At 66.6% G+C, this 23,550-nt stretch carries 22 protein-coding genes; 11 read left to right on the top strand and 11 right to left on the bottom strand.

The window, feature by feature from the left end:
* Nucleotides 1-29 precede the first annotated feature (29 nt).
* The 3 genes from OG947_RS08340 to OG947_RS08330 are packed head-to-tail and all read left to right on the top strand — an operon-like array spanning nucleotide 30 to nucleotide 3,374.
* A complete protein-coding gene (locus OG947_RS08340) occupies nucleotides 30-1,001 on the top strand; it encodes an AurF N-oxygenase family protein (protein WP_027506362.1) in 972 nt (323 codons plus the stop codon).
* Nucleotides 1,002-1,005: 4 nt separating this feature from the next.
* Nucleotides 1,006-2,658 (top strand): FAD-dependent oxidoreductase, encoded by a 1,653-nt coding sequence (locus OG947_RS08335; protein WP_328813666.1) that lies wholly within the window; start codon nucleotides 1,006-1,008, stop codon nucleotides 2,656-2,658.
* A gap of 14 nt (nucleotides 2,659-2,672) precedes the next feature.
* The gene (locus OG947_RS08330) at nucleotides 2,673-3,374 is read left to right on the top strand and encodes a TetR/AcrR family transcriptional regulator (RefSeq protein ID WP_328813665.1); all 702 of its coding nucleotides are present in this window, start codon (nucleotides 2,673-2,675) and stop codon (nucleotides 3,372-3,374) included.
* A gap of 51 nt (nucleotides 3,375-3,425) precedes the next feature.
* On the opposite strand, the gene OG947_RS08325 is transcribed toward OG947_RS08330, so the two are convergent.
* Nucleotides 3,426-3,782, bottom strand: coding sequence for an SRPBCC family protein (locus OG947_RS08325; protein WP_328813664.1), 357 nt, complete (start codon nucleotides 3,780-3,782; stop codon nucleotides 3,426-3,428).
* Nucleotides 3,783-3,858: 76 nt separating this feature from the next.
* Here OG947_RS08325 and OG947_RS08320 point away from each other — a divergent pair, with 76 nt between their 5' ends.
* The 3 genes from OG947_RS08320 (at nucleotide 3,859) to OG947_RS08310 (ending at nucleotide 5,679) form a co-directional block, all read left to right on the top strand.
* Nucleotides 3,859-4,125, top strand: a complete 267-nt coding sequence (locus OG947_RS08320) for a hypothetical protein (RefSeq protein ID WP_328813663.1) — start codon at nucleotides 3,859-3,861, stop codon at nucleotides 4,123-4,125.
* Between the two features lies 1 nt (nucleotide 4,126).
* A complete protein-coding gene (locus tag OG947_RS08315; protein WP_328813662.1) occupies nucleotides 4,127-4,765 on the top strand; it encodes a DUF6226 family protein in 639 nt (212 codons plus the stop codon).
* Nucleotides 4,766-4,839: 74 nt separating this feature from the next.
* Complete coding sequence (locus tag OG947_RS08310; protein ID WP_328813661.1) at nucleotides 4,840-5,679, top strand: DUF72 domain-containing protein; 840 nt, start codon at nucleotides 4,840-4,842, stop codon at nucleotides 5,677-5,679.
* A gap of 132 nt (nucleotides 5,680-5,811) precedes the next feature.
* On the opposite strand, the gene OG947_RS08305 is transcribed toward OG947_RS08310, so the two are convergent.
* Nucleotides 5,812-7,071, bottom strand: coding sequence for a DUF222 domain-containing protein (locus OG947_RS08305; RefSeq protein WP_328813660.1), 1,260 nt, complete (start codon nucleotides 7,069-7,071; stop codon nucleotides 5,812-5,814).
* A gap of 481 nt (nucleotides 7,072-7,552) precedes the next feature.
* Here OG947_RS08305 and OG947_RS08300 point away from each other — a divergent pair, with 481 nt between their 5' ends.
* On the top strand, nucleotides 7,553-7,723 hold the full coding sequence (locus OG947_RS08300) for a hypothetical protein (protein ID WP_328810740.1): 171 nt from the start codon (nucleotides 7,553-7,555) through the stop codon (nucleotides 7,721-7,723).
* Between the two features lie 75 nt (nucleotides 7,724-7,798).
* Here the strand turns inward: OG947_RS08300 and OG947_RS08295 are convergent, their stop codons facing one another.
* The 8 genes from OG947_RS08295 to OG947_RS08260 are packed head-to-tail and all read right to left on the bottom strand — an operon-like array spanning nucleotide 7,799 to nucleotide 16,851.
* Nucleotides 7,799-9,307 carry a cellulase family glycosylhydrolase gene (locus OG947_RS08295; protein WP_328813658.1) on the bottom strand — a complete coding sequence of 503 codons (1,509 nt, stop codon included), beginning with the start codon at nucleotides 9,305-9,307 and terminating at the stop codon, nucleotides 7,799-7,801.
* On the bottom strand, nucleotides 9,283-10,512 hold the full coding sequence (locus OG947_RS08290) for an acyltransferase family protein (RefSeq protein ID WP_056443883.1): 1,230 nt from the start codon (nucleotides 10,510-10,512) through the stop codon (nucleotides 9,283-9,285). Before OG947_RS08290 ends, OG947_RS08295 begins: the two co-directional genes overlap by 25 nt.
* Entirely contained in the window at nucleotides 10,509-11,909 is a 1,401-nt protein-coding gene (locus OG947_RS08285) for an O-antigen ligase family protein (protein ID WP_328813657.1), read from the bottom strand. The genes OG947_RS08290 and OG947_RS08285 overlap by 4 nt, the downstream gene beginning before the upstream one ends.
* Nucleotides 11,906-13,018, bottom strand: a complete 1,113-nt coding sequence (locus OG947_RS08280) for a glycosyltransferase (protein ID WP_328813656.1) — start codon at nucleotides 13,016-13,018, stop codon at nucleotides 11,906-11,908. Before OG947_RS08280 ends, OG947_RS08285 begins: the two co-directional genes overlap by 4 nt.
* Nucleotides 13,015-14,193, bottom strand: coding sequence for a lipopolysaccharide biosynthesis protein (locus OG947_RS08275; protein ID WP_328813655.1), 1,179 nt, complete (start codon nucleotides 14,191-14,193; stop codon nucleotides 13,015-13,017). Before OG947_RS08275 ends, OG947_RS08280 begins: the two co-directional genes overlap by 4 nt.
* Nucleotides 14,190-15,311, bottom strand: a complete 1,122-nt coding sequence (locus OG947_RS08270) for a glycosyltransferase family 1 protein (RefSeq protein WP_328813654.1) — start codon at nucleotides 15,309-15,311, stop codon at nucleotides 14,190-14,192. The genes OG947_RS08275 and OG947_RS08270 overlap by 4 nt, the downstream gene beginning before the upstream one ends.
* Entirely contained in the window at nucleotides 15,311-15,859 is a 549-nt protein-coding gene (locus OG947_RS08265; protein ID WP_051613483.1) for an acyltransferase, read from the bottom strand. The genes OG947_RS08270 and OG947_RS08265 overlap by 1 nt, the downstream gene beginning before the upstream one ends.
* Nucleotides 15,856-16,851 carry a GDP-mannose 4,6-dehydratase gene (locus OG947_RS08260; protein WP_027506355.1) on the bottom strand — a complete coding sequence of 332 codons (996 nt, stop codon included), beginning with the start codon at nucleotides 16,849-16,851 and terminating at the stop codon, nucleotides 15,856-15,858. Before OG947_RS08260 ends, OG947_RS08265 begins: the two co-directional genes overlap by 4 nt.
* 252 nt (nucleotides 16,852-17,103) lie before the next feature.
* Here OG947_RS08260 and OG947_RS08255 point away from each other — a divergent pair, with 252 nt between their 5' ends.
* Nucleotides 17,104-18,456 carry a P-loop NTPase gene (locus OG947_RS08255; protein WP_328813653.1) on the top strand — a complete coding sequence of 451 codons (1,353 nt, stop codon included), beginning with the start codon at nucleotides 17,104-17,106 and terminating at the stop codon, nucleotides 18,454-18,456.
* On the opposite strand, the gene OG947_RS08250 is transcribed toward OG947_RS08255, so the two are convergent.
* Nucleotides 18,426-19,010, bottom strand: a complete 585-nt coding sequence (locus tag OG947_RS08250) for an acyltransferase (protein ID WP_328813651.1) — start codon at nucleotides 19,008-19,010, stop codon at nucleotides 18,426-18,428. The two genes, OG947_RS08255 and OG947_RS08250, sit on opposite strands and share 31 nt — an antisense overlap.
* A 256-nt stretch (nucleotides 19,011-19,266) precedes the next feature.
* Between OG947_RS08250 and OG947_RS08245 the strand changes: the two genes are divergently transcribed.
* The 3 genes from OG947_RS08245 (at nucleotide 19,267) to OG947_RS08235 (ending at nucleotide 23,492) form a co-directional block, all read left to right on the top strand.
* Nucleotides 19,267-20,340 carry a glycosyltransferase gene (locus tag OG947_RS08245; protein ID WP_328813650.1) on the top strand — a complete coding sequence of 358 codons (1,074 nt, stop codon included), beginning with the start codon at nucleotides 19,267-19,269 and terminating at the stop codon, nucleotides 20,338-20,340.
* Nucleotides 20,337-21,329, top strand: coding sequence for a GDP-mannose 4,6-dehydratase (locus OG947_RS08240; protein WP_328813649.1), 993 nt, complete (start codon nucleotides 20,337-20,339; stop codon nucleotides 21,327-21,329). Before OG947_RS08245 ends, OG947_RS08240 begins: the two co-directional genes overlap by 4 nt.
* Before the next feature lie 711 nt (nucleotides 21,330-22,040).
* On the top strand, nucleotides 22,041-23,492 hold the full coding sequence (locus OG947_RS08235; RefSeq protein ID WP_328813648.1) for an O-antigen ligase family protein: 1,452 nt from the start codon (nucleotides 22,041-22,043) through the stop codon (nucleotides 23,490-23,492).
* Nucleotides 23,493-23,550: the final 58 nt, after the last annotated feature.

The raw sequence follows: 23,550 nt of genomic DNA, 5'->3' as shown, positions 1-23,550 counted from the left end.
TCGGCCCGGCACTCACGGAGGTTCACGCCATGACGATCACATCCGACACGCGCTCCGAGTACGAGCAGACGCTGCGCACCCTGTCCGAAGCGTCCGTTCACCAGCACTTCGATGCCTTCCTCGACATCCCCTGGGACGATCCGCACTACGCGATCGTGGCCGACGATCCCCGCTGGGTGCTCCCGGCAGCCGATCCGCTGGGCAATACCGAGTGGTACCGGTCGCTGCCTCTCGATCGGCAGATCGCGGTCGGCATGTACCGGCAGGCCAACATCCTCAAGGTGGGTCTGCAGTTCGAGCAGGTGCTCATCGCCGGCATCATGAACTACGCGTTGCGGCTCCCGAACGGCTCGCCGGAGTTCCGCTACTCCACGCACGAGGCGACGGAGGAGTGCCATCACACCCAGATGTTCCAGGAGCTGGTGAACCGCATCGGGGTCGCCGTGCCCGGTGGCCCGAGGTGGTTCCGCAAGGCCGGCCCTCTTCTTCCCCTCTTCGCGGGCCCGCTGCCGTTCGGCTTCTTCGTCGGAGTGCTGGCCGGCGAGGAGCCCATCGACCACGCGCAGAAGTCGATCCTGCGCGCCGGTGCATCGCAGCACCCGTTGATGACGCGCATCATGCAGATCCACGTCGCCGAGGAGGCGCGGCACATCGGCTTCGCGCACCAGTACCTGGAGCACCGCGCGCCCAAGCTGTCCCGACGTCAGCGGTTCGCGATGTCCATCGCGACGCCGATCATCATGCGCGTGCTGTGCGATGTCATCATGAAGCCCAGCAAGCAGGTGCAGCGCGAGCTCGGAATCCCGCCCGAGGTGGTGCGTGAGGTGTGGTGGGACAACGAGGCTTCCGCGAAGACGTTGCGCGACATGTTCGGTGACGTCCGCAAGCTGTCCGAGGACATGGGCCTGATGAACCGCGTCTCGAAGCGTCTGTGGACGAGTCTGCGTATCGACGGGCGCCCCTCGCGGTTCCGCAGCGAACCCGCCTCCGCCGCGGCCTGATTCGATGCCCCACGTCGTCACCGGGACGTGCTGCGCCGACGCGTCCTGCGTCCTCGCGTGCCCGGTCAACTGCATCCACCCCGCGCCGGGGGAGCCCGGGTTCGGAACCACCGACATGCTGTTCATCGACCCGGCGACATGCGTGGGATGCAGTGCCTGTGTGACGGCGTGCCCGGTGGGCGCGATCGTCCCCGACACGAAGCTGACCATCGAGACGGCTCCGTACGCGGCCCTCAACGCGGAGTACTTCGAGCGGTCTCCGCACGCGGACCGCACTCCGCTGGCTCTCGTTGCGCCGCAACGCCGTCTGCGCCGCGGTGGCCCGTTCCGCGTCGCGGTGATCGGTGCGGGGCCTGCCGGGTTGTACACCGCGGACGAGCTGCTCAAGCATCCTGAGGTGGCGTCGGTCGACGTCTACGACAAGCTCCACACTCCGCACGGCCTGGTGCGGCACGGCGTCGCGCCCGACCACGCCACGACCAAGAAGGTCACCGATCTCTTCGAGGCGATCGAGAACGAGCCGGGCTTCCGCTACGTGCTGGGCGCCGAGGTGGGAACGACTGTCACTGTGGCGCAGCTGCAGTCGGTCTATCACGCGGTGGTGTTCGCCGTCGGCGCGTCGTCCGACCGCACGCTCGGCATTCCCGGTGAGAACCTGACGGGCTCCGTGGCGGCCACCGACGTCGTCGGCTGGTACAACGGCCATCCCGACCATCGGGACGCCGCCGTCACGCTCGATCACGAGCGCGCCGTCGTCGTCGGCAACGGCAACGTCGCCCTCGACGTCGCGCGCATGCTCACCCGTGACACCGAATGGCTCTCGGAGAGAACGGACATCGCGCCGCACGCTCTCGACCAGCTCCGGGGTTCTCGGATCCGAGAGGTGCAGATTCTCGGCCGACGCGGACCGGCCGACGCGGCCTTCACCGTGCCCGAGCTGATGGGTCTCGCAGCGCTCACCGATGTCGATGTCATCGTCGAGGCGGATCCCGCACAGCTGCAAGGTGACGATCAGCGGAGTCGCCTGCTCGCGGAGCTGGCTGCTCGGCCGCGATCGACAGACGCCACGCGCCGTCGCATCGTGCTCACGTTCGCGGTGTCTCCGGTGGAGATCCTGGGCCGGGACGGCCGGGTGACCGGCGTCCGCGTCGCCCGGAACAACCTGGTCGAGGGTGCTGACGGTGCCGTCGTCGCCGTCCCGACGTCCGACCAGTACGTCCTCGACGCCGGCCTGGTGGTGCGGTCGGTCGGCTTCCGCGGTGTCGGTCTGCCCGGGCTCCCGTTCGACGAGCGCACGGGCACCGTGCCGAACGATCGCGGGCGGGTGGCGCCGGGTGTGTTCGTCGTCGGGTGGATCAAGCGCGGTTCGCGCGGCTTCATCGGCACGAACAAGACCTGTGCGCAGGAGACGGTGGAGGCAGTGCTCGACCACCTGGACTCTGAGATCACCGAGCCGCACCACACGCCCGACGAGTTGATCGCAGCAGCGATCCCGCGGGCGGGTGACCTGGCGGCATGGCGCCGGCTGGATGCGGAGGAGCTCGCCCTCGGTCGACGGAACGGTCGGCCGCGCGTGAAGATCGTCGATCGGCTCGACCAGGAGGCCGTCGCGGCACGTGTGACGGTCAGGGCGCCGCGGAGACTACTGCGTACGTGAGATGCTTCGGTGCGATGAGCACCGAGCGCACCACCTCCGGTGACGGCCGGAGGCGACGGTGGGATCAGCACAACGCCGACCGCCGCCGTCAGGTGATCGCCGCTGCCCTCGACGTGCTCGAGCGGGGCGTGCATCCGGGGGAGTGGGTCACGGCGCAGCAGATCGCCGACGAGGCGCGCATCCATCGCACCGGCATCTACCGCTACTTCGCCGACAGGGCTGACCTCGACGTCGCCATCCAGCGCACCATCTGTGAGCAGCTGGAACACACCCTGACGGCGTCGGTGACACTCGAGGGTCTGCCCCGCTCGGTGGTGCAACGGGTGGTCGACTCGTACGTGCGCTGGGTCGTGGCCCACCCCACCTGGACGTACGTCATCGAGCAGAACGTCACCGGATCGTCCGAATCACCGCTGCAGAGCACCATCGCCCGCGTCGCCGAGAAGATCGAGGTGGCCGTCGGCGGCTTCCTCGCCCTCGTCGACGCCGACCTGGGCGACGACGACCTGCGGCTGGTCGGACCGTGGGTGTCGAGCCTCATCTCCGGCTGTGTCGGCGCCGTGAGAACGTGGCGCGCACAGGAGGATTCGGTCGATCTGGACACGTTCGCCGCCTTCCTCGCCGACACCATCTGGCTGCAGATCACCGGCCTCGGCGCGTCGAGGGGGATCACGATCCCGAACGTGCCACTCGAGCGGGTGCTGGACAGTCCCTGATCCCTGGCGTCATGGTGGCTCTCGCACGCTCCCATTCACCGCACCGGTCGGTCACTGCCCGTAGGTATGGCGGAGGTTGCCATTGATCAGCCTGTCGATGCGCTTGCGCATGCCGCGAACGGCGTCGTCGTCAGGGCGCGGTGGGTCGAGGAGCAACGTCCACCGGAGGTTCGTCCCAGCGCCATCGTCGGCCAGGTCGAATCGAATACGGGCATCGGGTCTCGCCGGCCAGAGCGACGACCACACGACCAGCGACGGCGGCTCGGACTCGATGACGCGCGGAAGCGTCTCGTCATCGAGCAGGTGCAACCACGGTCGTCTGGTCTCTCGACCCGGATGCGCGAGATCGTCGAAGACCACATGTCGGGGCGGTGGCTGGTTCTTCCGTCGGGTCACGACCTCGTCCATGCACCGAACCGTACGGTGTCGGCGGGATCGTGAAAAACAGTTTTCCGAGCACCGGAATGCTTGCCACACTGGACCGATGTGGGGCCCCGATCTCGAGTACATCGACGAGTGGACGTTGCCGTTGCTCCCCGACTCCGGAATGGGTGCGCCCACCCAGATGGTCGACGCGTGTGTCGCGGTGGGGTCGGACCTGCACTGGCGCCGGTCCGGTGCGCACCTGGACCTCGACCGACTTCGGTGGACCCTCTCGCTCCACGAGACGGGTGTCGCGGTGTGGTGCGATCCCCGCACCGACCGGGCAGTAGCGCCGATCGGACTGCTCGCAGCGAGAGAGGACGACTGACGTGAGTTCGTACGTACGCCCCACGATCGAGGAGCCGGTGTTCCGCGACTCCGACGGTCGGGTCATCGACTACGGAAACCTGTGGGCCGACTCTCCGCCGGAGAGTGCCTATTCCGTGACCGAACACCCGGAACGCTATGCGCCACTTCATGTGATCGCGGATGCCCTCATCGAGCACCTACGCGACACCTACGACGTCGAGATCGACGAGGGCCCAGAGGCGATTGCGGAGTTGGTTCGGCCGCATCGCGATACGACTCGTGCAGTTCGAATCCGACCGAGCGATCCCGACTGCGCGACACTGACACTGATCTTCACGTCCTACCCCGGGATCGGGATGCACGCTGGTCTGCTGCACGATTTCTACTTCCCGAGCTGCGGGTGCGACGCGTGCGACTCGACCTGGCAGGACGAAGCCGACGGCCTCGAGCGTCAGGTGTTCGCGGTCGTGAACGGCAACTATCGGGAGAGTGTGAAGCGCGGGCTCCGTCCGATGGTCGGGTACGCATTCACCTTTCCCGACGGCGCGAGCTCGGGGCGGACCGGCGCCGGCGATATCCCCGCAGCGCGTCTCGACGCTGCGGATCCCATTCTCCGTGCACTTCCTGACGGCTGGGCCGCCTGGCCACCGCGACCGTGATCGCACCAGGCACATGTGTCGCAGCTCGGTGTGCGGGTACCTGCTGACGGAGGCCGACAGGACGGAGGTAGCCGATGGAACTGCGCATCGGCATCTCCGGGTGGCGCTACGCGGGCTGGCGGGGCGACTTCTATCCCGCAGGCCTGGCGCAGCGCCGCGAGCTCGAGTACGCCTCCCGTGCACTGACCTCCATCGAGATCAACGGCTCGTTCTACTCCCTGCAGCGGCCGTCGAGTTACCGGCGCTGGCGTGCGGAGACACCCGAGGGCTTCGTGTTCGCGGTGAAGGGGCCTCGCTTCGTCACGCACATGAAGAAGCTCGTCGGAGTGGACGCGGCGCTGGGCAACTCCTTCGCGTCGGGTGTTCTCGCGCTGGGGCCACGGCTCGGGCCGATCCTGTGGCAGCTGCCGGCCACGTTCCGTTTCGACGCCTCGAGGATGGCCGACTTCTTCGCGCTGCTGCCGCGGTCGACGACGGAGGCAGCCCGGCTGGGGGAGAAGCACGACGACAAGCTCGCCGACGACCGCGTGTTCCTGGACGTCGACGAGGACCGGCCGCTGCGACACTGTCTCGAGGTGCGGCACCCGAGCTTCGACTCAGCGGAGGCATACGAGCTGATGCGGGCACAGGGCATCGGGTGCGTGGTGGCCGACTCGGCCGGGAAGTTCCCGATGCTCACCGAGGTGACCAGTGACGTGGTCTACGTCCGGTTGCACGGCGACACGGAGCTGTACACGAGTGGGTACTCCGACGAGGCGCTCGGCCGGTGGGCCGAGCGCATCGGTGAGTGGCGCGCTGCGAAGCGAGACGTGTACGTCTACTTCGACAACGACGCGAAGGGCTTCGCGCCGTGGGATGCGTTGCGACTCAGCGAGATGACTCATGCCGCCGGCTCGTCGTCCTCCCACAGATAGTCCTGTGGGTGGTGATAGTGGTTCACCCGGCCCGTCCTCGACGGGTCGATGAGGGCAGGCGGGTGCCACAGAGTGCGCCCGGCGTAGGGATGGCCTGGTGGCGCTGTGGTGGTGGACCATCCGAGCGCTCCGTCATGGACCATCGGATGGTGCATGTCGCACACGAAGGTGAGCGACTCGATGTCGGTGGGCCCGCCGTCCTGCCACTCGTGGATGTGGTGCGACGGCAGGGCGATCACACCCCGGTGCTGTGCATCCGCGGTCTGTGGCCATGAGGACGAGGCGCTGGTCCTCACTGGCGATGCGGCGGGTGCGGCCGAAGTGGAGTGGTCTGCCGTCGTCGTCGCCGAAGACTGCGAGGTAGTGATCGGCGTGCGACCCCATGCGGATGACGTCGCGGATCGGCATGGTGGAACCCGTTGCAGTGGTGGCCAGCCCGGTGCCCCGGACCAGATCCTCGAGACGAGCGACGATGATGACCTTGACCGGGACACCGCGATGCTTGCCGAGATCGTCGGAGGACAGTCTGTCGCGCAGCAGCAATTTGAGGGCGTCGTGCCGTCGTTGCGGTGTGGTACGGGTGTCGCGCTGGCGGGTCTCGTCGTCCGGTTCTTCGATGACGGGCGCGCGTGTGTCCTCGGGATTGCCCACTCCGAGCGCCGCGTACTTGCTGTTGTAGGCATCGAGGTACGCCGCGGTCTCGGGATCGAGAACGAACCTGCCGCTGCGCATCCCGTCGCTGTCCTGCTTGCCCATGAAGATGCCGCGCTTGCGGACGCGCTCCGGCGGGAGCTCGAACTCGCCTTCCTCGACGATGTGCGCGGTGATGCGTTCGGCGAGCGCGGTGAGTTCTGCGGGACGCACCTCGCGCGCCGCGTCGGCCAGGTGACGCTCTGCGTGGGCGCGGGTGTCTGCATCCACAGCGGCGGGGAAATTCTTGTCGAACTTCCGGATCACCTTCACGTGGGCCGGGTCGATGGCACCCTCGCGCAGCGCCGCAGCGGTGGCGGGCAGCTCGGGTTCCATGACGTCGCCGAGCAGGGTGGTCCTGTTGCCGAGCTGGGCGGCCACGGACAGTCGCGCCACAGCGGCTGCGCGATCGATGGTGAGGAGTTGAGCCAGCGCATCGGCGTTGTGCGCTCCGGTCTCCTCGAAGCCGCGCTGCTGGACGAGCTCGGCCAGCCACACGTGCGCCTGCGCCTGCCGCGACCGCGTCACCTTCTCGTCCCGCACCAGAAGGGCGAGACGGTCGGCCGTCCCGATGTGCTGAGTGTCGTAGGCCGCGATACGGCGCGTCAGCTCCTCCTGCGCAGCGACGAGCTGAGCGAGAACGGGGTCACCGATGGAGCCGTCGTCACGACGACCATCCCCTGCGTTTCCCCCCGAAAACATGCCTCACAGTACCGCGACCCACCGACAAAATTCGAACATGTGTTCGAACTACCTACATGCGCGCAAGTGGGCTGAAACTCAGAGAAGGCCGTGGCTGATGCAGAGAAACAGCAAAACGAGAAAAGCGACGAAACTGACACCGACGGAGCTGACTTGTCCGAGAGTCGGTTTATCGGGCGCAACAATGCGCGAACGTCGTCTGGCCATGCGGAAAGTATGGCCATCCGCTGTTTCCGCTGCAAGTCATCCCGTCATCTCATCCGACTCGTCCTCGGCGTCGAAGAACTCGAAACACGCCTGAACAGGCCGAGTGCACAGAAGCGTCGTCGACCCCGTCCTCCGATCGAATGACAGGCTCTGTGGTGCGGAGTGCGTACCGAAGACGCCCGTGGTGGCGCTTCGAACCCCGCTGAGAAACGTTCTCAATGGTTTTATTGCCATTTCTGGTCACATTTCCGAATTTCGGTGTCACACTCGTGCGATGTGGTGGATCGTCTACGGCATCGGCGCCGTCTGGGTTGTCGCAGCCCTGGTCATCGGCGTCGTCATGGGCCGTGCCATTCACAATGCGGACATCGAGGACGGGGCTCGCATTCTGCGCGAGGAGACGCCTCTGAACCGCAATTCCCGGACGCCCGTCACGCTCGAGTAGCGGCCCGTGAAACGGTGTCGCAATGTCCAGCAACGGCGACGTCAGCGGAAACCCGGCGCAGCGCGCCCAGCCGCGTCACCGGTCGCGCACCACCACTGCCCCGTCCGTCGGGTTCCACAGGATGCGGCCGGACTCGAAGTCCACGACGCGCTGACCGTCGGGCGCCTCGTACTCCCCGGTGACCGGGAACCCGAGCTCCGGCCGCCACTGATCGAGGATCGCGCCGACGACGGCCCATGTGCCGAACCGCGGATCGGAGAACACCCGGAACCCGCCGTCGGCCAGCAGGTCCTGGTATCCGTCGTGGAAGGGGCCCGCCGGAACGAGCCCCGTGGTGCGGGCGATGTCGGCGACCGCCGGCGGTGAGGTGAGCCAGCCGCTCGCGGTCGAGTACAGACTGCCGTGGGCGTACTGGCGGCCCGAGCCCGCGGGGAGTGCGAAGACCGGGCCCCACGGCTCGCCCAAGTCGGTGGGTGCGGCGGCGTCGAACCGGTTCGCGATGTCGCGCTGGGGCAGCCCCGCCGCGGCCAGTGCGGCCAACTGTCCGTAGACGGGTTTGGGTACGAAGGCATCGTCGAGCACGCCGAAGCGTGCCTCCGGATCGGGGGACAGGCTGTCGCCGTCACGGACGGTGTAGACGTAGAACGGCCCGCCGTACGGCACCTCGCCCCACTGCTGCGCCGACTCCACGATGAGCCGCGCCTGCGTGTCCGCGTCCACGCCGGTGTCGGGCGCGCCGTACTCGGTGATCCAGATGCGTGCCGCCGCATCCCCGTGCGCCACCATCGTCTGCCGCATCCTGATGATCTGCTGCACAGCCGAATTGGGGTACAGGCCGGCGTCGGCCAGGGTGGTGCCGTAGTCGTACGCGTGGTACGAGAGCGCGTGGAACGACCCGGCCGCACCGGCGTCGTACATACCCAGGAGGAAGTCGTTCGAGTCCATTCGGCCGTCGGTGGTGTCCGTGTTGCCCAGTGCCCCCGCCACGACGACGGCGTCGGGATCGGACGCGGTGACGGCGGTGAAGGCGGACCGCAGCATGGCGGTGTACCGGGCGGGGTCGGGGTTCGGCCAGAAGAACAGTCGGCCGTTCGGCTCGTTCCAGATCTCGTAGGTCGACACCCGCCCGCGATACCGATCGGCGACGACGCCCGCGAACACGCCGTACTCCTGCGGGTTCCGGGGAGCCGCTGCGGCGAGGTCGGAGAACCCGATGGCCGCCCACGCCGGTGTCGTGGTCAGCGTGACCACCACGTCCAGGCCGGCCGCCCTGGCAGCGTCGACCACCCGATCGGAGGGTCGCCAGTCGTACTGACCCCGAGCAGGTTCGGCGAAGCGCCACGAGATGTCGATACGAACCGATGTCGCCCCGCCGTCGCGGACCGCGGCCATCGTCCGGGAGACGTCCGCGTCCTCGGCCCACAGGATGGACGACCCGGTGGAGTAGCCGAGTACCCGGGGAGGCGCCTGGAGTTCCTCGGGCACGGGCGGCGCACTCCGGTCCCGCGTGCACCCCGCCGCCACTGCCGCGGCCGCGAGCACGAGGAACCCCCGTCGGTTCACGTGGTACGACCGGCTCGCCATCGCATCATCGGTCGTTCCACCAGGTAGTACGTCAGCGACCCGAGCGCCACCGTCAAGGACATGACCAGCACGAATCCCCACACGAGACCGAGTGCGGTGGGCGGGATCGGAATCCCCGCACGGCCGACCAGGATCAGAACGGGGTAGTGCCACAGATAGGAGGACAGGGAGACCATGCCGAGATACTTGAGCGGCGCCCAGTCGGTCATCCTCGCGAGGCGGGAGTCCTCGCCGCGGCCGAGAGGCGCGACGATCGCGAGAATGGAGGCGCACGAGGCGATCGCGAACACCGAGGAGATGTAGCGAGATCCGAGCGCGAACAACAGCATCGAGCCGGACAGCGCCAGGACGGCGATGCTGAGGAGAACCGCCGACAACCGCGACGTCGACAAGCGGGAGAAAGCTCCCCGGGCGATCGCGGCGTAGACGACGGCCGCCACCATGCCCCAGGCGAAGTGGTCGGCGAGAGCGAGGAAGCTGCGCGAGAACACCGCGACCCAGTTCGGTCCCCAGTACTGCTCGAGCGGTGGGAGGCCGCTCGCGTGCTGCAGCCTGCCGACGATGGTGTTGGCGATCAGCCCGAGCGCGATGAGCGCCACCGCGGGGATCAGCGCGGTCACGAGGGGTCGCCGGCCGCCGCGGCCGAACCGGAAGAGCAGGAAGCCCGCTATCGGCAGAACGAGGTAGAAGCCCCACTCGGTGCTCAGCGACCAGGAGGGATTGATTCCGGTCTGCAGAGTGCTGGGAAAATACGACTGGGTCAGCGTCAGGTGCGCCAGGAGGGGGAGCGGCGCGGTGATGGTGCCGGTGCCGTCGGCGGAATGATCCCAGCCGCTCGTCACGGGATTCACCACGTAGCCGGCGCCCAGGACGAAGTTCACGATCAGGAAGATGACGATGTAGGCGGGAAACACCCGTCGGACGCGGGCGACGAAGTAGCGCTTCGTGTTCGGGAACGCTGCCCCGTCGGCGAAGCGGGTGACGTACGGGAGATAGAGCAGGAAACCGGACAGCGCGAAGAAGAACGTGAGGGCCTGGCCCAGGAAGTCGATCCGCGTCGACGCGACGATGTTCGGGGTGTGCACCACGGCCACGTGGGCGAGGACGACGCAGATCGCGGCGACACCGCGGGGGCCTTCCAGCCCGGCGATCCAGGCCTTCCGCTGGGTCGGCGGTGCGGTGACGGGAGCGGGGGTATCGGTCACCGTGGAACCTCCTGCAGTCGAGCATGATCGGGTTCGACGGCGCTGTCGTCCGAGAGGGGTGTCGGGTTGACGGTGAGCAGAGCGAGGAAGACCGAGAACACCATCGTGACGATCGGATTGGTGACCACCGGGAAGTCCAGTTGCAGTGCGACGAGCAGGAATCCGATGAAGGCAGCACCGATCACACCGGCCTGCCAGTGCGTCGACGAGCGCATCCGTCGGTACGCGATGACCAGCGCGGCCAGCAGCAGCGCGAGGAACACGACGCCGACGATGATGCCCCCGCGATAGAGCGTCAGCAACGGGGTGTTGGCGACGTAGTTCGCGTTGTAGCCGGCCACCTCGTCGATGAGCTCGAGGGCACCCCACCCGCGCCCGAAGAGCCAGTGCCCGTCCATCGACGGAAGGAAGTTCGCGAGTGCGCGGGCCCTGTCGTCGGTTCCGCGGTCGGACGAGCCGAAGCTGGACAGGAACCGCGCGTTGACGGCGGGGATGGCGAGTGCGACAGCCGCGCCCAGCAGCGTGGCCGCCACGACGATCACGCGGGTCCGTGTCCGCAGTCGCTGGAACGCGAGGTACACCGCCAGCGCGACGAGCACCGACAGGATGGCCGAGCGCGACAGGGTCGCCATCAGCGCCAGGCCGATGACGGCACTCGACACGATGCGGATCCACCCGCGGGTCAACGCCAACGCGAGGGCGAAGCCGAGGAACAGAAAGATGCCCGCCACGTTCGGGTCGATGTAGGTGCCGGCCAACCGACGGATGGACGTGCCGCCCACCTCGAACCAGCGCAGCGTGGTGCCGATGGTCCCGGTGTTCCCGTACCCGATGGGGGACAGGACGGAGATCGCCGTCCCGGTGTGGTCGAAGAACAGGATCAGGAGGGAGGCGCCGCCGCCCATCGCCGCGCCGCACACATAGGACAGGCCGAAGCGGCGCAGGTCGACCGCATCGAGTCGGAGCAGCGGGAAGATCAGTGACGTCGCCACCGCCCATTTGAGGAACTCGGTGACATGGACTCCGCTGGTGGCGCTCTGGGTGACCGAGGCGAGCGAGACGAGCAGAAGCAGTGCCACCATCACGTCGAGGCTGCGCACCCGCAGTACAGGGGGCGGGTGGGTGAGCATCGCCGCCCACACCGCGACCGCGAGGAGCAGCACCGCGGGCCCTGCACCGGGGATCACCGCGAACGGGATGCCACCGAGCGTGAATCCCAGTGCAGCATAGATGAACTTGGGTGAGGCAAGGGTGACCGTCACGCCGACCACCATGCCGATCAGGCCCACCGCGAGCAGCCGGGCCGCGCTGGTGTTCGAGCCGGAGAGCAGTCCCACCGCGACGGCCACACCGGCGCCGAGGATGCCCACCAGGAGAGACGCTCCGCGGGGGGTCACGGCGCCAACCACTCCTGCACCGCGCGGTGCGGTGCGCCCTCGTTCCATCGGTCAGCGTTGGCTCGGTAGAGGGCGTCGCCGTCGGCCACCGCGGCCGAACGGTCGAGCAGATAGCGCCGGCAACGCTGCACGAACTCGTGCGTGTCGTCGATGCCGTCGATTCCCAGGACGGGTCCGAGCGATCCGACGGCTGCGGTGGTGCCGACGACGGGCATGCCCCGGCTGGCCGCGTCGAGGATCTTCACCCGGACTCCGCCGCCGGTGACGATGGGCGCGACCATGGCGCGGCTGGTCGAGAGGAACGCGTCCAGGTCGTCGACGAAGCCCAGATCCTCCACGCCGGGCGGCAGCGGTACGGGCCGGCCGGGTCCGCGTGAGCCGACGATGCGCAGTTCCGCACCGTCGATGCCGCGGGCGATGTCCGGCCACCACGTCAGCAGCCGTTCGAACGCCTCCTGGTTGGGCGACCACTGGCGGTCGCCGAGGAACACCAGTCGAGGGCCGGACTCGCCGATGTCCACCTGCGTCTTCGGGGGCAGTGTCAGATCCAGCCAGTGCGCTCGCCGCACCCCGTGATCGGAGTAGAACTGCGCTTCCTCCGCGTCGTACGTCCCGACGGAGTAGGCCTGACGCGCGACGCGGAGCTCGTCGCGCACGATGCGGCGCGAGTCGACCCGGCCGAGCACTCCCCGAGTGGCCCTCCACACCAACGTCTCCGACACGACGGTGCTCACCGCGAGGATGGGGTCTCCGTGTCGACGGGTGTGTGCCCGCGAGGAGTGCAGGAAGGCCTCGGCCATGTAACTGTGGTCGGCGACGAAGATGTCGGCGTCGGTGCCGTCCACAGCCTTCACGAGGCTGTCCGACGTGAAGCGCGTGTGCACCAGACTGCGACGGGTGCGCAGGCTCCGGCTCACCAGTTCGGCCGGGCGCGGAGCCGTCTTGGGAATGCGGACGACGTCGGCCTCCACCACCTCCGGGCGGCCGGAGAGGCACACGACGGCGACGTCGTACGACGACCGGGCGAGCGTCATCACGAGGTTCGCCATCGTCAGGTCACCGGTCGACTCGAACCGGGGATCCTTGGCCAGGAGAAACGCCGCTTTCATCGAGTAGCCCTGTCGTGAAGTGGTTCTCGGTTGGAGGACGACGCCGCGCCGTGCACGGCGCGGTGGTACACGAACAGCAGGGCGGCCTCGCACACGACACAGGCCACGGCCGCGCCGTACCCGCCGAGCGGGCCCACGAGCAACGCCAGTGCCGCCAGCTTCGCCACCGCCACGGCGACGGTGGCCTTCACCCGCAGGGCGTCGCGCTTCTGCACGAACAGCACCACGATGAACGAGTGGTTGATCGCCCGCGCGACCACGAACAGCGAGAGGATCAGCGTGATGTGGCCGGTGTAGTCGGCGCCGCCCCAGAGCAGGATGCCGACGCCGATGACGGCCATCGACCCACCGGTGAGCAGGCCGACCTTGACGACGTCGCGAAGCGCCGGCGCTCCCGACACGTGACCGCCGACCGCCCGGATCTTCTCGAGGTAGGTGTTGGCATAGTTCTGGCCGATGGTCGAGATGGCCAGTGCCGCCACGAGTGCCACGGAGTAGTAGCCCGCGACCTCGTCGCCCGCGACCCACCCGATCACGACGACGTCGCCCTGCGCGTAGAGGGCGGCGGCGAGAGCCTCGAAGGAGAGCAGCGCGAACTCCTTCGGCCCGCCGGGTGCGGCGGGGGTCCGTCCGGGGACGTACCGGAGGCAGGCGGCCGCCACCACGAGGTAGGGGAGCAGGTACAGGGCCGCGGCCGTCGACAGCGACGGTGCCTCCACCGCATACAGATACGTGGCACCGAGGACGATGCTCGTGATCTGCCGGACCGCGTCGTAGCGCATGGCGACGTCGGGACGTCCCTCCCGGAGCAGGTGGCTCTTCCAGGTGTTGAACAGAAGCTCGCCCGCCGCGACGATCACGGCGAAACCCACGACGAACGACGCGGTGAACGCGGCGACACCGACCACCGCCACCACCGAGCCGAACAGCACGCGGGCGCAACGCTCCCGCTCGTACCTGGCCTCGTCGAGTCGAAGGGAGCGGACGTAGAACGCGTTGTCGATGCCGGCGTTCACGATGGCAGCCGTCGCCACCGCGACGGCGTACTGCCCGTAGGAGCCGATGCCGAGGGTGTGGATGAGGGCGAACGTCCAGCCGAGCCCGACGAGCCGGCCGCTGTAGTTCCAGAACGACGCCACCCCCGTGCGGAGGAGATGGCTGTCGAGCGCTCTCATCGCACCGAGTACTCGGCGGCGTCGACGCTCGCCCCGGCGGACCACGCGTCGAGGAAGACGGCCGCACAGTGGGTCATGGCGTCGGCTCGCCGTACCGCGTCGACCTGGCGGGTGAGGTCGTCGAGCCGGGCGCCGTCGCGCACCACGCCGAGGACCGCGGCCGCGAGATCGTCGACGCTGTCGACTCCCACGGCGCCTCCGCGCTCCACCGTCTCGGCGAGCGCTCCCTCGGTGATGCAGACGATGGGCGTTCCGTACGCGAACGATCGGGTGACGGCGCTGGAGGCGGGATAGGCCTTGCCGTACGGATTGTGCTTGGAGTACGGCACCAGAAGCAGTCGGATCGACTCGAAGAAGCGGTCCTCGTCGGGACCGTTGACCTCGCCCACGAGGGTCACACCGGCCATCGCCGGCAGTGCCGCCGTTCCTCGTCCGGCGGCGCGGATGTCGATGTCGGCGTCCAGTTCTTCGCGCAGACGGCCGATGAGATCGAAGCCTTTGCCGCGGTAGACATGGCCGAACAAGCCGACGGCGAGTGGACGCTGGGCGGGCGGAGTGAGGTCGGGGCGGGCCGGCACGAAGATGCGTGCCGCGACCGGGTGTGACCGGGGGAAGGTACGACGGATGCTGTCGGCGCCCATCGTCGTGAGGGCGAAGACGGTGCGCCCCCGCAGCACTCGTCGTTGCAGCGCGGTGGTGACGATCCGGAACGGGTAGTGGACGGCGTGGTGCAGGAGGCGGTGGCGTCCCACCAACTTGGTCTTGAAGGGCCACCACACCGGGTACGGCGGATCGTGCACCGTGGCCGTGACGGTCACCCCGCGCAGCAGCGACGCCCAGAACACCGACAGTGATCCGCCGCTCTGCTCGAAGTGGACGAGGGTGGGGCCCTGCGCCGACGAGGCCTTCACCAGCGCGCGGATCCGTCGCGCATGGGCGAGTACCTCGCGCGCCGTCTCCGCGCCCTCGGTCTCGATGCGGTAGTCGACGACGTCGAGGAAGTGCGGGGCGACCTCGGCGAGGAAATCGTCGGCGTAGTCGCCGACTCCGCTGCGGCCGGCAGCCGGTGCGACGTAGACCAGCCGCGTACGGGCGAGATCCACCACGTCGGGTCCCATCAGTAGAGGAGCGGGCGGAAGGTGGGGTGGTAGTCCAACGCGGACGTGCGCTTGCCCAGCGCCGTGGCGGGAACGCCGGCGGCGATCTCCATCTCGCCCACGTCGCGGCGGACCAGCGACGCGGCACCGATCACGGCGCCGGCGCCGATCTCCACGTCCCGCAGCACGGTGGCGCGGCTCGCGATCCACGCGTGGTGTCCCACGTGCACCGGCCCGAGGCGGACACCGAAATCGTCACTGTCGACGTCGTGGTCGCCGGTGATGATGTGGACGTCGGACGCGATCACCACGTCGTCGTCGATGAGGAGACCCCCGCGGGCGTCCAGCAGCACGGACGACCCGATGGACACGTTGTTGCCGATCACCAGCCGTCGGAGCCCGAACGTCGTGGAGCCCAGCATGATCGACGAGCCCGTGCCGATGGTGGCGCCGAAGAAGCGGAGCCACCCCTGACGGAGTGTGTGCGACGGGATGTGGGTGATCAGGAAGTTGAAGACGCGCTCACCCAGTTGTTCCTTGCGCGTGCTCGAGTAGGGCGCGGAGTTCACTGGGCACCGGCCGCGCGCTTGGACTGATCGTCGACGTCGTGCCGCACCATCATGCGGACCAACTCGTCGAAGCCGACCTTGGGGCGCCAGCCGAGCGTCTCCCGTGCCTTCGTGGAATCGCCGATGAGTTCGTCCACCTCGGCCGGTCGCATGAAGGCCGGATCGATGTGCACCCGCTCGCTCCAGTCGGAGATGCCGATCTCGTCGAACGCGATGTCGAGCAGTTCGCGGATCGAGTGCGTCTCACCGGTGGAGATGACGTAATCGTCGGCGTGGTCGTGCTGCAGCATCAACCACATCGCCTCGACGTAGTCGCCGGCGAAGCCCCAGTCGCGCTTGGCGTCCAGGTTTCCCAGTGCGATCTCGTCCTGCAGGCCCAATGTGATGCGAGCGACGGCCTGCGACACCTTTCTGGTGACGAATTCCGGTCCACGGCGCGGTGATTCATGATTGAACAAGACGCCGGAGCTGGCATGCATGCCGTAGGACTCGCGGTAGTTGATCGTCATGTAGTGGCCGTACACCTTGGCGACGCCGTAGGGCGAGCGTGGCCAGAGAAGCGTCTTCTCGGTCTGCGGTACTTCCTGCACCTTGCCGAACATCTCGGAACTCGATGCCTGGTAGAACCGCACGTCGCGGCCGGAGCTGTCCTGGAAGAAGCGCACCGCCTCGAGGATGTTCAGCACACCGCCGCCGGTGACGTCACTGGTGAGGCGGGCGTTCTCCCACGAGTACGCGACGAAGGAGATGGCGCCGAGGTTGTAGACCTCGTCGGGCTTCGCATGGGCGACGGCGCGAATGAGGCTCACCAGATCGAGCAGGTTGCCGCTGATGATCTCGACGTACGGGTGTGTGACGCGGAGCAGATCCGCCTTGGGATTGTTCTGGCCGGCCACCAGGCCGAACACGTCGTACCCCTTCTCGTGCAGCAGTTCGGCGAGGTACATGCCGTCCTGCCCTGTGATTCCTGTGATGAGAGCTCGCTTGGTCAAGACACACCATCGCTTCCGTCAGTCGAGCTCGAGTGTCCGAAACGCCGAACTCCGTCGCGTCGTGCTCATGTACGTCCCCGTAAACGGGGCCATTTCCGGGTATCGCCGTTTCATTCTGTCAGTGCGCCTGCGCGAGCTGATGACCATTCTGTGACACCCATGTTGCCCTGCGCTTTTCACTGATCATCCGCATACTATGAGCAATCATTCCCGGCCACAATCGCTGGGTATCTTCCGCGGGGAGAACGGGTCATGGACATACGGGAGTATTTCTCGGCCTGGCGGAGACACTGGGTCACCATCGTGCTGTGCACCGTGCTCGCGGTCGGTGCTGCCGGTGCGGTGTCGGCCCTGTCGCAACCGACCTACGTGGCGACGGCGCGACTCTTCATCTCGACCACCGGTGCGGGCTCCATCAGCGACGCGTATCAGGGCAGCCTGTTCTCCACCGGTCGCGTCGCGTCGTACGCGGGGCTCGCGGTGGGCAAGCAGGTGGCCGAGCGCGCGATCGACGAACTGGGTCTGAACGTTCCTCCGGAGAGCGTGATGTCGAGAGTCACCGCCGCGGCGGTCACGGGATCAGTTCTGCTGGACGTCACGGCCAGCGATTCCGACGCGGCCGCTGCTCGCGACCTGGCCAATGCGGTGGCGTCCCAGACGAGTCAGCTCGTGCAGGAGTTGGAGACGGCACAGGCGGGGCAACTGCCGGCAGCCACCGCCACCGTGGCCGATTTCGCTGATCTCCCGGTCGCTCCCTCGAGTCCCCGCTGGGGTCGCAACCTGGTGTTCGGGCTGTTCGGAGGGTTGATCCTCGGTCTCGCGACGGCGGTGGGTCGCTCGGCCCTCGACTCGACCGTGCACACCGACGACGACATCGCGGCCGGCGCCGCCGGGCCCGTGCTCGGTGTCGTTCCCCGCCAGGAGGACGCGAACGCCGACTCCTTGCTTCTCGGCTCGTCGTTTCCGACGGCGGAGGAAGCGTTCCGCGAGATCCGCACAGTGATCCTCGCGCTCAGAACGGGCACGCCGCCGCGGACCATGGTGGTGGCGGCGCCGACGGTGGGGACCGGATCGACGACGGTGGCGGCAGGACTGGCGGCTGCACTGGCGGACACCGGCAGATCGGTGGCCCTGATCGACGCCGACTTCCGCGGCGGGAGGCTCCCGACCCTGTTCGGTATCGGGGGCGTGCCGGGGCTGAGCGAATTGCTGCGCGGCAAGGCCACACTCGACGACGCCGTGGTCCCCACCGACCGTGACAACCTCAGCATCATCGGTACCGGCGTCGCCACCGAGTCGTCGAGCGCCCTGTTCGGCCGCGTGACGATGAACGAGATGGTCAAGCAACTTCACGAGTATTTCGAGTTCGTCATCATCGACGCACCGCCGGTGCTGTGCTCGGCCGACGCGGCCGTCCTCGCGGGAGTCGCGGACGGCGTCCTGCTGGTGGCGCTTCTGGGGTCGACCACCTCGGCGGATCTGACGCACTCGGTGGGGAAGCTGGGACTGTCCGGCGCGAGTGTCCTGGGGTGCGTGGCCACCAGCCACCGTCGGCGCAGGCAGCACGACGCACCTCAGGTGAGGCGCGGGCTCCGTACCGGGTGATAGTCGAGCGCCGCGTCGCGTGTCCCGATGGGACGAGCAGGGACACCCGCGACGACGGTCCTCGGCGCCACGTCGTCGCGCACGAGCGACGCGGCTCCCACCACTGCACCGGCTCCGATGCGCACGCCGACCACCACCATCGACCGGCTGGCGATCCAGGCGTGGTGTCCGATGACGATGGGGCAGTAGGTGGTACCGAAATCGTCAGAGTCGACGACGTGCTGGCCGCTGATCATCTGCACGTGCGCGTCGATCTCCACGTCGTCGTGGATGGTGACCTGCCCCCGCGCGTCGAGCAGGCAGCCTGCACCGATGGCGCAGTGCGCACCGATGACAAGGGAGCGCAGCCCCAACACTCGGGTGCCCATCCTGATGGTCGTGCCCTCGCCGATGGTGGCCCCGAACAGCCGCAACCAGCCCACTCGAAGCGTGCGTGACGGGATCCGGGTGATCACCACGTTGTAGAGCCGCTCACCGGCCTGCTCCCGAGCGCCCGTCTGCACGCGCGAGACCCACTGCTTGCGCGAATCGTCCGTCGAGACCGGTGCCGCCATGCCGACAACTATTGCACGAAAATGGACGGATCGTCGTGGTCCGTCAGCATGCGCCCGCAGCCTCGAAACAGTCACGACGCCGCTTTCTGCCCAGTTTCAGCACCCTTATGGGTAAAGTAGCCTCGCCTTTTCCATTGTAAGAACGCAACCGATGTGAACAAACATTGTTCGACGTGCAAAGAATGGTTCTGGGCGTTATGTTTCGTCTGCACGCGGGTGGGGAGCGTCGTGCCACCCACGACCGAGAAGGTGCGAGATGAAGATCGTGCATGTGTCGGAAGCGTTCGGCGGCGGGCTGCGGAGCGCCATCGTGAACTACGTCCGCGGTGCCGACGCCCACGAGCACCATCTGTTCGTCCGCACGCGCGTGGGGCACGAGACGTTCGACGTGCCGGAGACGGCGACCGTCCAGACGTTCGACGGCGACCTCATGGCGTTCCTCCGTGACGCACGAAGGTTCATCCTGGACAACAACTTCGACATCGTGCACCTGCATTCGAGCTACGCGGGGCTGCTGCGCGCGATGCTCCCCAAGGGCACCCGCATCGTCTACTCCCCGCACTGCTACGCCATGGAGGAGGGCCACCCGCCCGCGAAGCGCCTCACGTACTGGGCGGTGGAACGTTTTCTCGCCGGCCGCGAGCAGATGCTGATGGCCGTGAGTCCTCGCGAACTGGCCATCGGGCACGATCTGCGCCCGAGCATGCCGAGCCGCGAAGTGCCCAACACCGCCACCCCCATGTCCCTCGTCGTGGAGCGACCGCCCGCGTCGGACCGCCCGTTGGTGGCGATGCTCGGACGGATCGCCGACCAGAAGGACCCGCGCTTCTTCGCCGAGGTGGCCGAGGTGGTGGGCTCGTCGTGCGAGTTCGTGTGGATCGGCTCGGGTGACGAGGGGCGCGAGTGCCTCGAGCGCGCGGGTGTGCGCATCACGGGATGGATCGAGCCGGCCGAGGTTCGTCGTCTGGTCCAGACCGCGAGCCTCTACCTCCACACCGCTGCGTGGGAAGGTGCTCCGCTGTCCACTCTCGAGGCGGCCGAGATGGGATGCCCGATTCTCAGCCGCTCGATTCCCAGCATGGTGTCGCTCAATTACCCCCTCGCCGGCACCACCCCGGTGGAGATGGCGATCGCCGTCCGGCGGTTCTTCGCCGACCTGGACTACCAGGAGCTCGTGAGGGCGCAGTCGGTGGAGGTGGCGAAGTCCTTCGACTTCGCGCTGATGGCCGGGCGGTTGACCGAGGCGTACGACTTCGCCCGCTCACGACTGGGCAACACCGCGAACGTGGCTGGGGATCGAGGCACGCGGGACGGCATACTGACCGCATGAGCACCGGCCCTACCGACGTGGAGCTCGACGACACCGCACCCGTAGCGCTGATCACCGGAGTGGGTGGTCAGGACGGCACCTACCTGGCCGAGCTGCTGGTGTCGAAAGGGTGGCAGGTCCACGGCATCACGCGCCCGAACGACGACGGACCCCCGTTTTTGCAGTACCTCGACGGCGTGACCGTGCGATACCAGGACATCGCCGACCCGGTCGCGACGACGACGGCGGTGCAGGAGATCGCGCCCGACTACGTCTTCCACCTGGCCGGCATCTCGTCCGTGTGGAAGTCGTGGCAGGACCCGGTGACCACCACGCGAGTCAACGGAGTCTCCGCGGCGGCGTTGCTCGACGCCTGCCTGCAGCAGCAGGAGAAGTCGGGGAAGAAGGTGATGGTGGTCAACGCCTCGTCCGCCGAGATCTTCGCCGGATCGACCGAGTCTCCGCAGACCGAGGACACCCCTATCCGGCCCACGTCGCCGTACGGCGCGTCCAAAGCGTTCTCGCACAACCTCGTTCAGGTCTACCGAGCCCGCGGTCTCGAGGGCACCAACGCAATTCTGTACAACCACGAGTCACCTCGCCGACCGACCACCTTCGTCACCCGCAAGATCACCGCGGCCGTCGCCGCCATCGCGGCCGGCAAGCAGGACACCCTGACACTCGGCGACACGAGCATCCGGCGCGACTGGGGCTGGGCCCCGGACTACGTGGATGCGATGTACCGGATGGCGATGCACGGGAAGGGCGACGACTTCATCGTGGCGACGGGGGAGGCGAGGTCGATCATGGAGTTCCTAGCAGCGGCTTTCAATACGATGGGTATCTCCGATTGGCAGCACCTGGTCCTCTCGGACTCCGAGTTACGGCGACCCGCAGACGCCGCGGTTGCAGTCGGCGATGCATCGAAGGCGCGCACGACCCTGGGATGGAGCGTTACACGTGACTTCGACTCAATTGTCAAAGCCATGGTGTGCGCCGATGTGGTGTGAATCAGTAGGTAGGTGGTTGCGAAAGCCCAACTGTTACCAAGGGGCTGCACTCGGCGACCGTGTGCGTGCCCTCACTCGACACGCGAACAACGACTAATTCTGTCATGATTCGCTCATGCGGCGGATCAACCTGGCAGTGCGGTCGCGGTCGGGAATCCGCGAAAAGAGGCCTACCCACCACGGCGAGTTCAGACCTGTCAGCATAGTGCCCGTTCCTGGCGACGATCCTCTGGTGCATCGCAGAAGCCGGCGGTTCCTCGATCGGCCGGCGCATGGGATTAAGCGGTCACTGGGCGGTCACACCGGGGGAACCGCACGGTGCTTGCATGCTCGAAACTGCCATAATAGATTTACCAAAACTGCAACTGCGTCGCCGCCACGACGGCTCAGAACTGATCACACGAAGCCAGTTTTGGTGACAACTCCCCGAAGCGGAGCATGGCCGCGAAGTTTTCCGTTCCTTCACTCGCGAAAAACGCCGCCTCACGTCCAGCGCAAACACCCAGGTCTGCAGATGTGTATGCGATGAACCTCGATCGATCTGCGTAGTATGCGCGAAGTTGCTGGTCAGGGTTTCGTCCGACGATCGGTCCGAACCGCGCATTGGCTTGGCGGGGGAGGCCAACAGTTACTATCTGTCGGAGTGTTGTTTGACAGCGTTCGCACTTGAAGTAGGACCGAACCGAAGCTCGAGTGAAGGCACGGAATACGATGGACACAACGCATCAAGTTGCTGAACGGCTCCGGGACTCGCTCGGAGCCGATACACCGAATGCAGGCTCGGGAGATCGTTCGACAGGCACCAACCGGTACGGTTTGATCGCTTCAGCGAGCGTCTTGCCCCTTGCGCTTGCCGCATCGCAATTTGTCGCCCCGATTTTCGCATACGCCTGTGGTGTTCTGGTTGCGGCACTCCTCGTTCTGAGAAGTGATCGCTACGCGTTGGTGGTATTGGTATCGGCAACCGGATGTTCAGGATTTACGGTCACAGCATTCGGCGTTACTTTCCTACCGGAACATTTGCTGGTAGCCGTGGTGGTGATGAAACTCGTTGGCCGACCATTCGGGCGGCCCACGTATCGCGCAACCGATCAGTGGCTCATGCTCCTCTTGGTATTGTGGCTTGGCCTATGTATCACAGCAAGCCTACTGATGGCTAACGATACATTCTCAAGCATCAAGATTCTTGCGTGGTTGATGATTTCCGTTTTCACGTTACTCGTTGTGGTGCGGCTTGGGATGGACGCCGCGAGTGTCGCAAGTGATGTCTGCGTTGCTGCTACTTGCTATGCAACGATCGTATTCCTTGCGTGGATGCTTTCCGTTAACTACGACGAGCTGACTATCTTTGTACAGCAGGACTACGCAAGCGAAGTCCTTCGCGCGAAGGGGTTGATGATAGAACCCAACCTCGTAGCGTCCTACCTGTGTTGTCTGCTGGTCATCACGGTGGCCTATGGCCGTAGAATACCGACACTTCTGATCACTACGCAGTGCGCAATGACTGGTCTCGTAATCCTGGCGAGCCTGACTAGAACAGCCATAGTCGTGTACTTGGCGCTCATTCTGGTCCTCATTTGCAAGCGAGCCACGCCGTTAATTGCCTTTACCGTGGTGGCAACGACGTTTCTCGCTGTGTTACTACTCGCAACCGGTGTATGGAAGCCAAACATCTCGGTTGACAACACGACTAACCCGCTCGCTGTCGCCGTTGCGGACCGGGTTAATAGTTTTGGCAATGCGGGCGCGACCGGAACGGGGGCGTTGCGTGCCCAAGTCGCTGCCAACGCACTGGAAGAGATCAACACCGGACCAATCGAAAATAGACTATTTGGATACGGCACAAACTCATATCCGCAAACCCATTTCTCGGCGACTGCTTCCGACGGACGCGAATATTTAGCAAACTTTTGGGTCGCCATTATTTATGATACCGGTTATGTCGGAGCATCCCTAATTGTTCTTGCGCTCATCGGTTTTGCATTCTTTAATGGAGTGGCGGGTCTGTTGCTGATAGGAACCTTCGCGGTCGTGTCTACAACAACAAACCCTGTCTGGTACGGATACTTTTGGCTTACCGCCGCAGTTGTCATGCTGTTCACTCTGGCCCAACAGCGGGGTTCGAAAGACTCACGTGCATCTTTGATCGGAGATCGACTATGAGGGTGGTCTTTGAAGCACATTGGTGGAATAACGGACCCCCCTCGGGCAGGAACGTACT

Source organism: Rhodococcus sp. NBC_00297 (assembly GCF_036173065.1).
Taxonomy (GTDB): Bacteria; Actinomycetota; Actinomycetes; order Mycobacteriales; family Mycobacteriaceae; genus Rhodococcoides.
Note: the sequence above shows the minus strand (reverse complement) of the source record. Positions and strands in the feature narration are given on the sequence as shown.

Excerpts from the sequence above, each read along its gene's own strand:
- OG947_RS08340 (WP_027506362.1), top strand. The coding sequence starts at position 30 with ATGACGATCACATCCGACACGCGCTCCGAGTACGAGCAGACGCTGCGC.
- OG947_RS08335 (WP_328813666.1), top strand. The coding sequence starts at position 1,006 with ATGCCCCACGTCGTCACCGGGACGTGCTGCGCCGACGCGTCCTGCGTC.
- OG947_RS08330 (WP_328813665.1), top strand. The coding sequence starts at position 2,673 with ATGAGCACCGAGCGCACCACCTCCGGTGACGGCCGGAGGCGACGGTGG.
- OG947_RS08325 (WP_328813664.1), bottom strand. The coding sequence starts at position 3,782 with ATGGACGAGGTCGTGACCCGACGGAAGAACCAGCCACCGCCCCGACAT.
- OG947_RS08320 (WP_328813663.1), top strand. The coding sequence starts at position 3,859 with ATGTGGGGCCCCGATCTCGAGTACATCGACGAGTGGACGTTGCCGTTG.
- OG947_RS08310 (WP_328813661.1), top strand. The coding sequence starts at position 4,840 with ATGGAACTGCGCATCGGCATCTCCGGGTGGCGCTACGCGGGCTGGCGG.
- OG947_RS08305 (WP_328813660.1), bottom strand. The coding sequence starts at position 7,071 with ATGTTTTCGGGGGGAAACGCAGGGGATGGTCGTCGTGACGACGGCTCC.
- OG947_RS08300 (WP_328810740.1), top strand. The coding sequence starts at position 7,553 with ATGTGGTGGATCGTCTACGGCATCGGCGCCGTCTGGGTTGTCGCAGCC.
- OG947_RS08295 (WP_328813658.1), bottom strand. The coding sequence starts at position 9,307 with ATGGCGAGCCGGTCGTACCACGTGAACCGACGGGGGTTCCTCGTGCTC.
- OG947_RS08280 (WP_328813656.1), bottom strand. The coding sequence starts at position 13,018 with ATGAAAGCGGCGTTTCTCCTGGCCAAGGATCCCCGGTTCGAGTCGACC.
- OG947_RS08275 (WP_328813655.1), bottom strand. The coding sequence starts at position 14,193 with ATGAGAGCGCTCGACAGCCATCTCCTCCGCACGGGGGTGGCGTCGTTC.
- OG947_RS08270 (WP_328813654.1), bottom strand. The coding sequence starts at position 15,311 with ATGGGACCCGACGTGGTGGATCTCGCCCGTACGCGGCTGGTCTACGTC.
- OG947_RS08255 (WP_328813653.1), top strand. The coding sequence starts at position 17,104 with ATGGACATACGGGAGTATTTCTCGGCCTGGCGGAGACACTGGGTCACC.
- OG947_RS08250 (WP_328813651.1), bottom strand. The coding sequence starts at position 19,010 with ATGGCGGCACCGGTCTCGACGGACGATTCGCGCAAGCAGTGGGTCTCG.
- OG947_RS08245 (WP_328813650.1), top strand. The coding sequence starts at position 19,267 with ATGAAGATCGTGCATGTGTCGGAAGCGTTCGGCGGCGGGCTGCGGAGC.
- OG947_RS08240 (WP_328813649.1), top strand. The coding sequence starts at position 20,337 with ATGAGCACCGGCCCTACCGACGTGGAGCTCGACGACACCGCACCCGTA.
- OG947_RS08235 (WP_328813648.1), top strand. The coding sequence starts at position 22,041 with ATGGACACAACGCATCAAGTTGCTGAACGGCTCCGGGACTCGCTCGGA.